13 protein-coding genes and 1 tRNA gene are annotated in these 13,477 nt (G+C 37.2%); 6 read left to right on the top strand and 8 right to left on the bottom strand.

Going from position 1 to position 13,477, the window contains the following annotated elements:
* The 5 genes from WBG21_RS04350 to WBG21_RS04330 all read right to left on the bottom strand — a co-directional run bounded on the left by WBG21_RS04350 (window position 1) and on the right by WBG21_RS04330 (window position 4,031).
* Window positions 1-798: a MotA/TolQ/ExbB proton channel family protein gene (locus WBG21_RS04350; protein WP_340075196.1), complete on the bottom strand. Its 798-nt coding sequence runs from the start codon at window positions 796-798 to the stop codon at window positions 1-3.
* Window positions 799-884: 86 nt separating this feature from the next.
* Window positions 885-973, bottom strand: a tRNA-Ser gene (locus WBG21_RS04345).
* Window positions 974-1,047: 74 nt separating this feature from the next.
* Complete coding sequence (locus WBG21_RS04340; protein WP_340075194.1) at window positions 1,048-2,076, bottom strand: asparaginase; 1,029 nt, start codon at window positions 2,074-2,076, stop codon at window positions 1,048-1,050.
* The gene (locus tag WBG21_RS04335; protein ID WP_340075192.1) at window positions 2,073-3,200 is read right to left on the bottom strand and encodes a 1-acyl-sn-glycerol-3-phosphate acyltransferase; all 1,128 of its coding nucleotides are present in this window, start codon (window positions 3,198-3,200) and stop codon (window positions 2,073-2,075) included. The genes WBG21_RS04340 and WBG21_RS04335 overlap by 4 nt, the downstream gene beginning before the upstream one ends.
* A gap of 63 nt (window positions 3,201-3,263) precedes the next feature.
* Window positions 3,264-4,031, bottom strand: a complete 768-nt coding sequence (locus WBG21_RS04330; RefSeq protein WP_340075190.1) for a TatD family hydrolase — start codon at window positions 4,029-4,031, stop codon at window positions 3,264-3,266.
* A gap of 49 nt (window positions 4,032-4,080) precedes the next feature.
* On the opposite strand from WBG21_RS04330, the gene WBG21_RS04325 reads away from it, so the two are divergent.
* Window positions 4,081-4,518 carry a retropepsin-like aspartic protease family protein gene (locus tag WBG21_RS04325; RefSeq protein ID WP_340075188.1) on the top strand — a complete coding sequence of 146 codons (438 nt, stop codon included), beginning with the start codon at window positions 4,081-4,083 and terminating at the stop codon, window positions 4,516-4,518.
* A 17-nt stretch (window positions 4,519-4,535) separates the two neighbouring features.
* Here the strand turns inward: WBG21_RS04325 and odhB are convergent, their stop codons facing one another.
* From odhB to WBG21_RS04310, 3 genes are all read right to left on the bottom strand, one after another.
* The gene (gene odhB, locus WBG21_RS04320; protein ID WP_340075186.1) at window positions 4,536-5,768 is read right to left on the bottom strand and encodes a 2-oxoglutarate dehydrogenase complex dihydrolipoyllysine-residue succinyltransferase; all 1,233 of its coding nucleotides are present in this window, start codon (window positions 5,766-5,768) and stop codon (window positions 4,536-4,538) included.
* Window positions 5,769-5,791: 23 nt separating this feature from the next.
* A complete protein-coding gene (locus WBG21_RS04315) occupies window positions 5,792-8,602 on the bottom strand; it encodes a 2-oxoglutarate dehydrogenase E1 component (protein WP_340075184.1) in 2,811 nt (936 codons plus the stop codon).
* 114 nt (window positions 8,603-8,716) lie between these two features.
* Window positions 8,717-9,148: an RrF2 family transcriptional regulator gene (locus WBG21_RS04310; RefSeq protein ID WP_340075182.1), complete on the bottom strand. Its 432-nt coding sequence runs from the start codon at window positions 9,146-9,148 to the stop codon at window positions 8,717-8,719.
* Between the two features lie 133 nt (window positions 9,149-9,281).
* Here WBG21_RS04310 and WBG21_RS04305 point away from each other — a divergent pair, with 133 nt between their 5' ends.
* The 5 genes from WBG21_RS04305 (at window position 9,282) to WBG21_RS04285 (ending at window position 13,476) form a co-directional block, all read left to right on the top strand.
* Entirely contained in the window at window positions 9,282-9,785 is a 504-nt protein-coding gene (locus tag WBG21_RS04305) for a c-type cytochrome (RefSeq protein WP_340075180.1), read from the top strand.
* A gap of 8 nt (window positions 9,786-9,793) precedes the next feature.
* Window positions 9,794-10,363, top strand: coding sequence for a fasciclin domain-containing protein (locus WBG21_RS04300; RefSeq protein WP_340075178.1), 570 nt, complete (start codon window positions 9,794-9,796; stop codon window positions 10,361-10,363).
* Between the two features lie 31 nt (window positions 10,364-10,394).
* Window positions 10,395-12,353: a Sec-dependent nitrous-oxide reductase gene (gene nosZ, locus WBG21_RS04295; RefSeq protein WP_340075176.1), complete on the top strand. Its 1,959-nt coding sequence runs from the start codon at window positions 10,395-10,397 to the stop codon at window positions 12,351-12,353.
* A gap of 95 nt (window positions 12,354-12,448) precedes the next feature.
* Window positions 12,449-13,042, top strand: a complete 594-nt coding sequence (locus tag WBG21_RS04290) for a hypothetical protein (RefSeq protein WP_340075174.1) — start codon at window positions 12,449-12,451, stop codon at window positions 13,040-13,042.
* On the top strand, window positions 13,042-13,476 hold the full coding sequence (locus WBG21_RS04285) for a nitrous oxide reductase accessory protein NosL (RefSeq protein ID WP_340075172.1): 435 nt from the start codon (window positions 13,042-13,044) through the stop codon (window positions 13,474-13,476). Before WBG21_RS04290 ends, WBG21_RS04285 begins: the two co-directional genes overlap by 1 nt.
* Window position 13,477: the final 1 nt, after the last annotated feature.

The raw sequence follows: 13,477 nt of genomic DNA, 5'->3' as shown, positions 1-13,477 counted from the left end.
TTATTTTTTGTGATCTACTAATAAATCTACCAATGTGATAGACGAATCTTCCATATCATTAACAATACTATCCATCTTCGCAATAATATAGTTATAAAAGATTTGGAGTATAATAGCCACTACAAGACCAAATACCGTTGTCAATAATGCCACTTTAATATCACCTGCAATTAATGATGCATCCAATCCACCTGCAGCACTAATCTTATCAAATGCTTGAATCATACCAATTACTGTACCCATAAACCCAAGCATCGGGGCAATAGCTATAAATAAAGAAAGCCAAGATATATTTTTCTCTAGCTGGCCCATCTGAACACCACCATATGCTACTACTGCTTTTTCTGCAGAATCAATCCCCTCATCAGCTCTATCCAATCCTTGATAGAAAATAGAGGCAACGGGACCCTTCGTATTTCTACATACTTCTTTAGCAGCTTCAACACCTCCTGAAGCTAAAGCTTCTTCTACTTGTTGTGCTAGTTTTTTAGTATTTGTTGTTGCTAAGTTTAAGAATATAATTCTTTCAATAGCAACCGCTAATCCTAAAATCAAACAAAGAAGAACGATTCCCATGAATCCAGCTCCACCTTCTATAAAACGTTCTTTCAATACTTGGTGGAATGATTTACTTTCTTCAGCAGGTTCTTCTTGTAAAATGACTGCAGAAGCATTTTCTGTTGAAGCAACATATTCTGCTGTATTATCAGCAGCTATAGCAATAGCGCTTGCGTTTGCATTTGTTGCGTTAAAGGCCATTAATCCGGCAATCGCCAGAATAGAGAATAATCTTTTCATTTCTTTCAAACTTAAATTTGTTAGTTAATTGGGTTAAAGATAAAAAAATTTTGCAATTATAATTCTTAAAAAAGTTAAACTACAAGCAGAGAGGAAGGGATTCGAACCCTCGATTCCGCGATAACGGAATACACACTTTCCAGGCGTGCGCCTTCGACCACTCGGCCACCTCTCTATAATTAGCAAACAGCTTAACGGACCGGCAAATAACAAAAAAAAAGTTATTTGATAAAATTTATGTGGTTATTTTTAGCTGATTTCTCCTCTAAGGGATGTTTCAAAGATCGTCTTGATTTCTTTTTTATCCACATCTTTGCCTAATAAATACATTAATTTTGCCACTGCAGCTTCTGTAGTAATGTCTTTTCCGCTTATTACTTTCAACTGTTCAAGATGAACACTGGTTTCGTATTGTCCCATAATAACACTTCCTCCAGAGCATTGGGTTACGTTTACAATAATAACCCCTTTACCAATCGCTTTTTTTATAAGGTCGCTGAACCATTCATCTGTTGGGGCATTTCCGGAGCCATAGGTTTCTAAAATAATCCCTTTTAAAGAAGGGGTTTCGATAATGCTTTTTATGCTTTTTTGGCCAATTCCCGGAAATAGCTTGATAATAATAATGTCATTGCATAATTTTTTATGAAATACAGGTTTTCTTTCTTCCGAAGGTCGAAATAAGTATTCATCATTGATGTTCAAATGAACACCACTCTCTGCCAAGGGCGGATAGTTTAAAGAAGCAAAAGCTTCAAAGTGTTCAGCATTAATTTTTGTAGTGCGGTTTGCTCTATATAATTTGTATTCAAAATAAAGGCAAACTTCTGTGATTTTAGGTTGGTTATTTTCTTTTAAGGATGCTATTTGAATAGCAGTAATAAGGTTCTCTTTTGCATCGGTACGCAGATCACCAATAGGCAATTGCGATCCTGTAAAAATTACCGGTTTGTTTAAGTTTTCTAACATAAAACTTGCCGCAGATGCCGTATAGCTCATGGTATCGCTACCATGTAACACCACAAAACCATCAAAATTATCGTAATTCTCTTCTATTATTTCTATTATTTGAACCCAATAATCAGGGTTCATATTGGAAGAATCTATTGGAACATCAAATGAAATGGTTTGTACTTTACAGTCCAAATGTGATAGTTCTGGTATCCGTTCTGATAGTTTTTCAAAATCAAAAGCCCTGAGTACCCCAGTCTTATAATCTTTTATCATTCCGATAGTACCCCCAGTGTAAATAAGAAGTATGTTGGATTTTTTATTCAACTAGTTTTTATTTTATTTATTACAGGGTTCGCATACATCCTTAAAAAATTTTCTAAGGCTACTCTGTTTCCTTCTTCTACTCGTCTTTCTAACCTTCTCTCAAATTGGCGTTTTTCTTTTTTTGAGTATTCTTCTTCGAACTGATTTTTGTTATGCAACAAATCATAGGCAATGTAATTTGAAGCCCATAATTTATAATTTTTATGAATGTGGCCATCTATTAATTCTGCTAATAGCTGAAATTGCTTGTTAGATGGTTCTTTGCTGTTTTTTATACCCTCTAATTCTTTGTTGAGTACTTCTCCCACTGCAATATGGATACGTTTTTTTTGCCCTAACGCACCTTTTAATATAGAATCAAAATCTTCGTTGTTTGTTTTAATATACTCTATATCATAATGACGGGCCATTAGCTCCGGCATTTTCAAAATATCAGTAGGGTCAAATTCATATGATATGGAGACGGGCACTATTTTTAATTTTTTAAAATAGTCCATTACATATTTCTCATTATTGGCCAATCCCAGCATTTTTAAAACTCCTTGCTGAGTGCGGTCATTCCCATCTTTTGTACGCCCTTCTCTTTGTGCTATCCATACCGATCTTTTTTCGTTCAGTAATAAGTCTTGTATGTATTGAGAAGCTTCTCTTGAAGCTTTAAGCATCTCTCTTGGGGGTAGGTCTCTAAGTATTAAAAAGTTTCTATTCAATTTTGATAACTCTAAGAGAAATGGTTTTTTTACTAAGTTGTCTCCGATTGCGGAAGCTGTCATCACTAAATTATGCTCAAACAAAGCTACATTGAGTATAGAGGTGTCTAAAATAATATCCCTATGATTGGATACAAATAAATAAGAGGTGTTGGGTTTTAACTTTTCAAACCCACTTACAGTAAGTCCTTCTGAGCTTCTATGTAACACATTTTTAACAGCAAAATAGATGACCTTTGTTTGAAAATCCCTTATAGAGCGACAGCTGTCCAAAATATTTACTATTTCTCCGTATTCTCTCCCGGGAAATGTAAAGTAAAGCAATGCTTTTATCATTGGGTGCTCCCTGAGCTCCTTTAATGCAGTATTGACTTCGGTATCTAAATATGGGCGTATGTGGCTATTTTGTGTCAAAAAGCTCTATTTTTTATATGACAAATGAACAAAATATAATCGGATTTATATGTTCAAACTGTATTAAACTCCAAAAACAGTTTTTGAGTTTTGCGTTGTTTTTTTAGCTATTTCTTCGGGCGTTGTTTGATAAATGTCACTTAATTTATCCAACACATTTATAATATATGTACTTTCATTGCGCTTTCCACGATATGGGACAGGTGACAGATATGGGGCATCGGTTTCTAAAACTATATGTTCAAGTGATATTTGATGTAAAAATTGGTCAATCTTTCCGTTCTTAAATGTGACTACTCCTCCTATTCCCAATTTCATATTATAGGATATCGCGCGCGCCGCTTGTTCTTTGGTTCCTGTAAAGCAATGAAAGATCCCGAAAAGATCATCCCCTTTTTCTTGTTCCAGAACCTCAAATATCTCCTCAAAAGATTTCCTGCAATGAATAACAATAGGAAGGTGGTGTTTTTTTGCAAGCTGTATTTGGTATTGAAATGCCTCTTGTTGTTGTTTTAAATACGTTTTATCCCAATAAAGGTCAATCCCTATTTCTCCTACAGCATAGAATTTTCTTTTAGAAAGCATTTCTTCTACATGACTTAATTCTTCCTTATAATTTTCTTTTACGTGGGTAGGGTGCAATCCCATCATTAAAAATATATTATCAGGATATGCGGTTTTGAGCGCTAGCATGGCCTCCGTATATGTTGAATCTATAGCCGGAACAAAAAAGCGCTTTACACCAACATCCATTGCACGGTGGATCATTTCATCTCTGTCTTCATCAAACATTTCACTATATAAATGCGTGTGGGTATCGGTTATAATCATTAAGCAAAATTAATAGTTTCGGTTGATTATCTTTGTAAAAACTTATTTAATGGCTTCTCTTAAACGTTTCTTAAAGGAAAAAGGATATGTAAAGATCCCCTTAACACTCACCCATACTGGGCATTTTGAGGTTACCGCTGTTATTAATGGTGTAGAAGGGCATTTTATTTTAGATACCGGTGCTTCCAATACCTGTGTTGATTTTAATAGTATTAGCCATTTTAAGTTAGCTCCTGAGACTACTGAAATAAAAGCCTCTGGTGCGGGAGCCAGAGAGATGGATACGCAAATTGCTAAAAAAAACCGACTGAAACTGGGGAAATGGCAAAAGAAGAAAGTAGCCATCGTTCTTTTTAATATGACTCACATTAATGAAGCTTTAAAAGATCATGATGCCGTACCAATAGATGGAATTATTGGTGCTGATATCCTAAAAAAGGGGAAAGCCGTCATTGATTATGACAAAAAGTATCTTTATATAAAATAAAAAAATCCGTCTATATTTTATAACTCCAATGCCTTTTTAGGATCATTGTCCATCAACAGTTCTACAGGGTTTTCCAAGGCTTCTTTTACGGCTACCAGAAACCCTACAGATTCCCGGCCATCAATAATTCTATGGTCATATGACAATGCTACATACATTATAGGGCGGATTTCTACTTTGCCATCTACTGCCACAGGCCTTTCTACAATATTGTGCATCCCTAAGATCCCACTTTGGGGAGGGTTGATGATAGGCGTGGAGAGCATAGAACCAAATACACCTCCATTAGAAATGGTAAAGGTTCCGCCTGTCATTTCATCCACCGTTATTTGCCCGTCACGAGCACGAATGGCTAAATGTTTAATTTCTTCTTCGACTCCTCTAAAACTTAAATTTTCCGCGTTTCTTACTACCGGAACCATCAATCCTTTCGGCCCGGAAACTGCTACCGATATGTCACAAAAATCATAGGTAATCTTGTAATCACCATCAATCATAGAGTTTACGTCGGGAAATAACTGTAGTGCTCTCACTACTGCTTTGGTAAAGAAGCTCATAAAGCCAAGGCTTACACCATGTTTTTCTTTAAAAGTTTCTTTGTATTCATTTCGCAATGTATAGATGGGACTCATATCCACTTCGTTGAACGTGGTCAGCATCGCCGTTTCATTTTTAGCTGCTACTAAACGTTCTGCTACTTTTCTTCGGAGCATGGATAACTTCTTACGTTCAGAAGTACGTTTTCCGCCTCCAGGTGTTCCCATTGAGGGAACTGCTTTTACGGCATCTTCTTTGGTAACTCGTCCGTCTTTACCAGTACCTTTTATATCACTTGCGGAGATGCCCTTTTCTGCTAATATTTTTCTTGCTGCCGGACTCGCCGTTCCTGTAGCATAGGTTTTGGCTTCTTCTGAAGGGGCTGCCGCTGTTTTAGGGGCTTCTTTTTTTGCTTCTGGTTCTTTGTTTGCTGCTGTGCTTTCTTCTTTGGCTTTATCGGTTTCTGCCGGTTTTTCTGCTGAAGTATCTATCAAGCATACAACCTCCCCCACAGCTACTGCATCTCCTTCTTCGGCTTTTAAGGTGATAACACCACTTGCTTCCGCCGGAAGTTCTAAAGTAGCCTTATCTGAATCCACTTCTGCAATGGCTTGGTCTTTCTCCACATAATCCCCATCTTGCACTAACCACTGTGCTATTTCTACTTCGGTAATGGATTCTCCCGGCGAGGGGACTTTCATTTCTAAAACCATGATTTATAATTTTAAATTATGTTTTATGTTGTTATTTTCTGTTTTTCTGTTTGATCGTACATGTTATCTTTTTGTGCATCAAACACGTATTCTATCACTTCCGTTTGTCGTTTTTTATCTCTTGTAGCACTTCCCGCTGCAGGCGATGCATAAAATCTTCTGGATGCAACCCGTAATTTTCGGGCTTCTTCAAAATGCATCATAATATGGCCCCATGCCCCCATGTTTCTGGGTTCTTCTTGGGCCCATACAAAATCGTCTGCATTCTTGTACTTTGCCATTATTTCTTTCATTTGTTTGCAAGGCAAAGGGAATAATTGTTCTACTCTCACTAAGGCGATATCTTTTCTTCCTTTTTCTTCTCTTGCAGCTAATAAATCATAGTAAAACTTTCCAGTACAGAAAACAACTGTTTTTACCTCATTCGGTTTTACCTCGTTATCGTCAATAACCATCTGAAAGGTTCCATTGATCAATTCATCTACAGTGGAAACTGCTTTGGGGTGACGTAGCAAGCTTTTGGGCGTAAAAGCAATTAAAGGTTTTCTATAATTAGCTTTCATCTGTCTTCTCAGCAGGTGATAAAAATTCGCAGGGGTTGTGCAGTCAGCTACATACATATTGTCTTTTGCACAAAGCTGTAGGTACCGTTCCATACGTGCCGATGAGTGCTCCGCCCCTTGCCCTTCATAACCATGAGGGAGTAACATTACCAGTCCATTTTGTAATTTCCATTTATCTTCTGCTGAAGAGATGTATTGATCTATCATTATTTGGGCACCATTGCTGAAATCGCCAAATTGTGCCTCCCAAATGGTCAGTGTTTTTGGGCTTGCCATGGCATAACCATAATCAAACCCTACTACGCCATACTCAGAAAGTAAGGAATTATATATGTAAAACTTTCCTTGGTCACCTCCTAGTTGATTAAGGAGCACTACTTCTTCTTCACTATCTTCTACTTTTAATACGGCATGCCTGTGAGAGAACGTCCCCCGTTCTACATCTTGCCCACTCATACGGACATCAAAGCCTTCGCTCAAAAGCGTTCCATAGGCCAATAATTCTCCCATTGCCCAATCAAGCCGATCTTTTTCAAAAAACATCGCATGCCGTTCTTTAATAAGCCGTTCTATTTTTCGAAGAAATTTTTTATCCTCCGGCAATTGGGTAATTGTTTCCGCTATTTTACCTAATTTATTTTTATCAAATGTAGTGTCTGTTCCTTGCAACATTGCTCTTCCTTTCACCACCTCATAGCCTTTCCATTCATCTTGCATGAAAGGTGTAATGATTGTTTTTTCTTCTTTTCGGGAATCTTCCAGCTTTTCTTCTAGTGATTCTTTGTAAGCTGCTTCTAATTTGCTTACATAGTTTTCATCGATGATTCCTTCTGAGATTAATTTCTCTGCATAAATATCCCTAGGATTTTTCTGTTTTGCGATAGCTTTGTATAGCTTGGGTTGTGTAAAACGAGGTTCATCTCCTTCATTATGTCCGTATTTTCGATAGCCCAATAGGTCAATAAAAACATCCCGTTTAAAGGTCATCCTGAAATCTAATGCAAATAAAGAAGCATGTACTACCGCTTCTGCGTCATCAGCATTGACATGTAGTACGGGTGAAAGTGTTACTTTCCCTACATCGGTACAATAGGTAGATGAACGTCCGTCAAGGTAATTGGTAGTAAACCCTATTTGGTTATTCACAACAACATGAATGGTTCCATTTGTTTTATAGCCATCCAATTTGGCCATCTGGACTACTTCATATATAATGCCCTGTCCTGCAATGGCTGCATCCCCATGAACTACAATTGGGAGGACTTTAGAAAAATCGTCTTCGTAATACTTGTCCTGTTTTGCGCGGGTAATACCTTCCACTACTGCTCCTACTGTTTCTAAGTGTGATGGGTTGGGAGCTATGTTCATGTTTATTTTTTTTCCTCCATTGGTTATGCGTTCGCTCGTCCATCCAAGGTGGTATTTAACATCGCCATCAAAAACAGCTTGTTCATAATCTTTTCCTTCAAACTCGCTAAAAATATCTTTTGCCGATTTTCCAAAAATATTGGTAAGGACGCTCAACCTTCCTCTATGTGCCATTCCCATTACAAACTGCTTTACTCCCATATCTGCAGCTTTTTCAATAACAGTATCAAGCGCGGGTATTAGTGATTCTCCACCTTCCAGAGAGAACCGCTTCTGACCTACATATTTTGTGTGTAAAAAGCTTTCAAAAGCAACTGCTTCGTTAAGCTTTTTTAGAATATGTTTCTTTTGTTCAGGAGTAAAATCAGGGTGATTGTCATTGATGTTAAGCCTTTCCTGTATCCACTGAATCTCTTCTGGTTTACGGATGTACATGTATTCCACACCAATCGCATCACAATAAATACGTTCTAAATGTTCTATAATGTTTTTTAATGTAGAAGGGCCAATCCCTATAATTTCCCCTGCACTAAAAACTGTATCTAAATCAGCATCTGATAACCCAAAATTATTAATGGCCAACGTAGGGCTGTATTTTCTTCGTTCTCTTACCGGATTGGTCTTTGTGAATAGATGTCCTCTACTTCGATACCCGTCTATAAGCCTTACTACCTGAAATTCTTTTTGAACATTTTCAGGCATCTCCACTTTTTCTCCAGTGCTTTTGATAGTCACTGTAGTTATACCGTTCTCCTGAAGCGTTCCGCCCTCCATCCCAAAATCAAAACCTTGGAAAAAAGCCCTCCAACTTGGTTCTACACTATCTGGGTTTTGTAAATATTGGTCGTATAAATCGGCAAAAAAGCCTGTATGAGCAGCATTTAAAAAGGAATACCTATCCATATGTTATTTTCAAGAATACCTTTGTGGCAAAGTTTAGTCAAAAATACAACTTTTGGTATACATAGGTTTATATTTTGTAGTGTAATTAATAAGATTTTAACGGTTAAAAATTTCTCAATAACTTAAAAAGGTCTCTCCTTTGCTAACTTTCTCAGCAAAATGCCCAATGCTGTTGTTTTTTAACTCATCATATAACTGCTTTTTATATGGTTGAATCTTATGGTGCACAGGGCATGGCCGTTCACTATTACACTCTTTCAAGCCCAATATACATTCATCAAATTTTGACAAGCCGTCTATCTGCTCAACAATAGAAATCATTTTCATTTCTTTATTATTATCAGTTAAATAGAACCCCCCATTGGGGCCTTTTATAGAAGATATAATCCCTTTTTTTACCAAATCCTGTAATAGCTTGGCCAAAAAAGCTGCCGGAACATCTATGGCTTTTGCAATCTTTTTTGCACCTACTTTACGACTCTCACCTGAATTTACAGCCAAATATATAACTGCATTAATAGCATATTTACAAGGGTTTGAAAACATCTGTCTGTTTATTTCTATTCTTGATTAGGTTAATTAAAGATAAAAAGACTTTTTTATCTTTAATTATGATTTTTATCATACTTTTACCAATCACATCCATTTACTTTTATGGTATAAATATAAAGCACATAATATGAAATTAACAATCAAAATCTTCTCTTTTCTGTTCATTCTTCTAATGATGGCTTGCGGAGGAAAAGAAAAAAAGAAAGAAGGGTTCTCTTATGAAAGAAAAAAAACAGAAAGTACGCAGCAGACAACCACTCCAGCTGCAAACAAAAGTAATACATCTGCCATTAATCTTACAAACAAAGGTGTTGGTCCCATTACATCTATCACTCTATCTCCTGAAATAGACGAAGGGTTGGCTGCGAAAGGACAGGAAACATTCAAAGCTATGTGTACTGCTTGTCATAAAGTTGGCAAAAAATTCATTGGTCCCGCACCTAATGGAATTATGGAAAGGCGTTCTCCTGAATGGGTTATGAATATGATCCTAAATCCTGAAGGGATGGTAAAAGAAGACCCTATCGCCAAAAATCTTCTTATGGAGTATAACGGAGCTCCTATGGCTAACCAGAATTTAACCGAAGAACAGGCACGGGCCGTTCTGGAATATTTTAGAACATTAAAATAACTATCATTATGAAAATTACTATTAAAATATTGATGAGTTTTATTTTTCTTTTCTCAATAATGAGTTGTAAAAATGAAACTGGCGTAAAAACCATTACTTCATCAAATGAAGAAACTAAAGAGGTTGCTAAACAAGGGCAGGCTTTTATTAAAGATGATGAATCCAAACCCAATGTTTTGAACATTGCAATAGGGTCAAAAGACCACACAACCCTGGTTGCTGCAGTACAGGCTGCAGAATTGGAAAACGCATTAGTAAATGCCGGGCCCTTAATGGTCTTTGCACCTACAAATGCCGCTTTTGATGCACTGCCCCCAGGTACTGTTGAAGACCTTTTAAAATCAGAAAACAAAGGTGCTTTGGCAAATATCCTAAAGTATCACGTAACCCCGGGGAACTATAGTAAAGATTTCTTGAAGAAATTTAAAAAATTAGGACAGGCCAATAATCAAGATGTTCCCGTAGAGGTTAAGGGTGGCGATGTTTATGTAGGGGGTGCCAAAATTATTGCAAGTGTCCCTGCCGGAAATGGTATTGTCCATGTGGTAGACAAAGTAATGCTTCCTCCAAGTAATTAATCATAATAATTTCAAAACTAAAATTACAATCATGAAAAAAATAATTAAACTATATCTCCCTTTTTTAACTTTGGCAATTATCTTTAGTAGTTGCAATACCGATAAAAATAGTAAAAATGGAGCACTATCTACAAATGCCGCAGAGAGGGTATATGTAGCCCCGGGCGAGCTAGATGAATTTTATGCCTTCATTTCCGGAGGGTTTAGCGGGCAATTGGCTGTGTATGGACTTCCATCAGGAAGATTGTTCAAAGTAATCCCTGTTTTCTCTCAAGATGCCGAAAAGGCTTATGGCTATAGTGAAGAAACCAAGCCTATGCTAAATACCTCTCACGGTTTTATTCCATGGGATGATGCCCACCACCCAGATATTTCCCAAACCGCAGGTGAGCTAGATGGCAGATGGGTATTTATTAATGGTAACAATACCCCTAGAATTGCCAAAATAGACCTTACTACCTTTGAAACGACTGAGATTATTGAAATTCCAAACACCGCAGGGAACCATAGTTCATCTTATGTTACAGAAAATACTGAATATGTAGTTGCGGGTACCCGATTTAGTATCCCTGTACCTCAAAAAGATATGCCTATTAAGGATTATAAAGGGAATTTTAAAGGTGCATTATCTTTTATAAAAGTGGATCCTGAAGATGGCGGAATGGAAATAGCTTTTCAAATACTTGTACCAGGATTTGATTATGACAAGGCTCACCCAGGAAGGGGCGATTCTCATGGATGGTTTTTCTTCACCACCTATAATAGTGAAGAAGCCAGTACTTTACTGGAAGTAAACGCTTCTCAAAATGACAAAGATTTTATTGCCGCCGTTAACTGGAAAAAAGCAGAAGAATATGTAAAAGCCGGTAAAGGAAAGAAAATGGCAGCTAATTATGCACATAACGTATATGACGAGTCTACACAAACGGCTACTTCAACTATGAAAAAAGAAGTGTTGGTCCTCGACGCTTCTGAACTGCCCGGATTAGTATATTTTCTACCAACACCTAAATCTCCCCATGGTTGTGATGTGGATCCTACCGGGGAATATATTGTGGCTAGTGGCAAATTATCTGCAAATGTTACCGTTCATTCATATTCAAAAATGATAGATGCTATCGAAAACAATAAAACAGCCGGTGATGCCTACGGGATCCCTATCTTAAATTTTGATGATGTCCTTGCAGGGGTTGTTGAACAACCTGGATTAGGGCCTTTACACACCGAATTCGACGCAGAAGGAAATGCATACACCACGTTCTTTATTTCTTCTGAAGTTGTAAAATGGAAACTGGGGACTTGGGAAGTGATCGATAGAAAACCAACCTACTATTCGGTAGGACACTTAATGATCCCAGGAGGAAACTCAAGAAAACCTTTTGGAAAATATTTGGTAGCCATGAACAAGATAACCAAAGACCGTTATTTACCAACAGGTCCTGAAGTAACCCAATCTGCCCAACTATATGACATTACAGGTGAAAAGATGGAGCTTTTACTCGATTTTCCAACAGTTGGAGAACCTCATTATGCAGCAGGGATTGCCGCAGATATTGTAATGAAAAATTCCAAAAAGATATATAAATTAGAGGATAATAATCATAAATATGCTGCCAAATCAGATGCTGATACTAAAGTAGTACGTAATGGTAAGGAGGTACACATTTATATGACCACTATTCGTAGCCACTTTAGCCCGGATAATATTGAAGGGATAAAAGTTGGTGATAAGGTTTATTTCCATGTTACTAATCTGGAACAGGATTATGACGTTCCGCACGGGATAAGTATGATTGGCGCAAATACTTCAGAGTTATTGATTATGCCCGGGCAGACCGAAACATTCATCTGGGAACCGAAGCAGGTGGGCGTATGGCCATTCTATTGTACTGATTTCTGTTCTGCCCTTCACCAAGAAATGCAAGGGTATGTAAGAGTATCTCCGGCAAATTCCAATATTGAATTATCTTGGTCTTTAGGAGAAGATTAAGAAATTTCTAAATTAAGAAATGAAATTCATTTTTCTTTCAAAAAAGCGGGCAGTGCATATACCCTTCCCGCTTTTTAAATCATAAAAACATTCTGATGAAAAAAACCAAATCAATGATGGTCATAGGATCATTTTTACTGCTTGCACTGTTTGTTTTCCCACTTTGGAACATCACACTGGAAGCTCCTCAATATCCCATCCCTCTTGGAATGGACATCCATATCACTAAAATTGTAGATACGCATCCACATGATGTTCAAAATATTAATTTAATGAACCACTATGTAGGTATGAAAGAGATTCCAGTCTACATGCCTGAGTTTACCGTGTTTCCAATAGTCATTGGGGTTATGGTCCTATTAGGCCTTTTTATTGGCTATAAAGCCCATTACAAATGGTATTTAGTGTGGTTTGTTATTATGCTTCTCTTAGGGGTTGCCGGAATGTATGACTTTTATTTATGGGAGTATGATTATGGGCATACATTAAGTCCTAAAGCAATCATTAAGTTCACCAATGCTGACGGAACTATGCTAGCTTATCAACCTCCATTGTTTGGAACAAAAAAAATACTGAATTTTACCGCCCATTCCTATCCAAGGCTAGGTGCCTATTTCATGTTTATTGGAATGTTGCTAACTTTATCTGCATACATCATAGCGCGGAAAGAAGGGCAAAAAGTAGGGTAATGAAAAAGACACTCATTTTATTACTATTGATATACTCATTATGTGCCTGCAGTATTCAACCTAAAGAGATTGAATATGGCACAGATTCTTGTCATTATTGTGAAATGACCATTGTAGATAAATTACATGCTGCTGAAATAGTGACCAACAAAGGGAAAGTGTTCAAATTTGATGCTACTGAATGTATGATCAACCATTTCCATGAAACAAGTGATACCCCTGTTGCTTTATTTTTATCCACTAATTATACCCAGCCGGGTGAGTTGATGGATGCAACAAAGGCTACTTTTTTAATAAGTGAGGCCGTCCCAAGCCCTATGGGTGAAAACCTTTCGGCTTTTAAGGACGAGAAAGATGTTCTAAAATTAAAAAAAGACAAAGGAGGCATTGTGCTCTCATGGGAGGAACTTTTAAACCGTTTTGAACGTAAATAAT

This window comes from Leptobacterium meishanense, assembly GCF_037645805.1.
In the GTDB taxonomy this organism is placed as follows: Bacteria; Bacteroidota; Bacteroidia; order Flavobacteriales; family Flavobacteriaceae; genus Leptobacterium_A; species Leptobacterium_A meishanense.
Note: the sequence above shows the minus strand (reverse complement) of the source record. Positions and strands in the feature narration are given on the sequence as shown.

Bases quoted from the DNA above. Each gene is read 5' to 3' on its own strand.
- WBG21_RS04350 (WP_340075196.1), bottom strand. From the start codon at position 798: ATGAAAAGATTATTCTCTATTCTGGCGATTGCCGGATTAATGGCCTTT.
- WBG21_RS04330 (WP_340075190.1), bottom strand. From the start codon at position 4,031: ATGATTATAACCGATACCCACACGCATTTATATAGTGAAATGTTTGAT.
- WBG21_RS04325 (WP_340075188.1), top strand. From the start codon at position 4,081: ATGGCTTCTCTTAAACGTTTCTTAAAGGAAAAAGGATATGTAAAGATC.
- odhB (WP_340075186.1), bottom strand. From the start codon at position 5,768: ATGGTTTTAGAAATGAAAGTCCCCTCGCCGGGAGAATCCATTACCGAA.
- WBG21_RS04315 (WP_340075184.1), bottom strand. From the start codon at position 8,602: ATGGATAGGTATTCCTTTTTAAATGCTGCTCATACAGGCTTTTTTGCC.
- WBG21_RS04310 (WP_340075182.1), bottom strand. From the start codon at position 9,148: ATGTTTTCAAACCCTTGTAAATATGCTATTAATGCAGTTATATATTTG.
- WBG21_RS04305 (WP_340075180.1), top strand. From the start codon at position 9,282: ATGAAATTAACAATCAAAATCTTCTCTTTTCTGTTCATTCTTCTAATG.
- WBG21_RS04300 (WP_340075178.1), top strand. From the start codon at position 9,794: ATGAAAATTACTATTAAAATATTGATGAGTTTTATTTTTCTTTTCTCA.
- nosZ (WP_340075176.1), top strand. From the start codon at position 10,395: ATGAAAAAAATAATTAAACTATATCTCCCTTTTTTAACTTTGGCAATT.
- WBG21_RS04290 (WP_340075174.1), top strand. From the start codon at position 12,449: ATGAAAAAAACCAAATCAATGATGGTCATAGGATCATTTTTACTGCTT.
- WBG21_RS04285 (WP_340075172.1), top strand. From the start codon at position 13,042: ATGAAAAAGACACTCATTTTATTACTATTGATATACTCATTATGTGCC.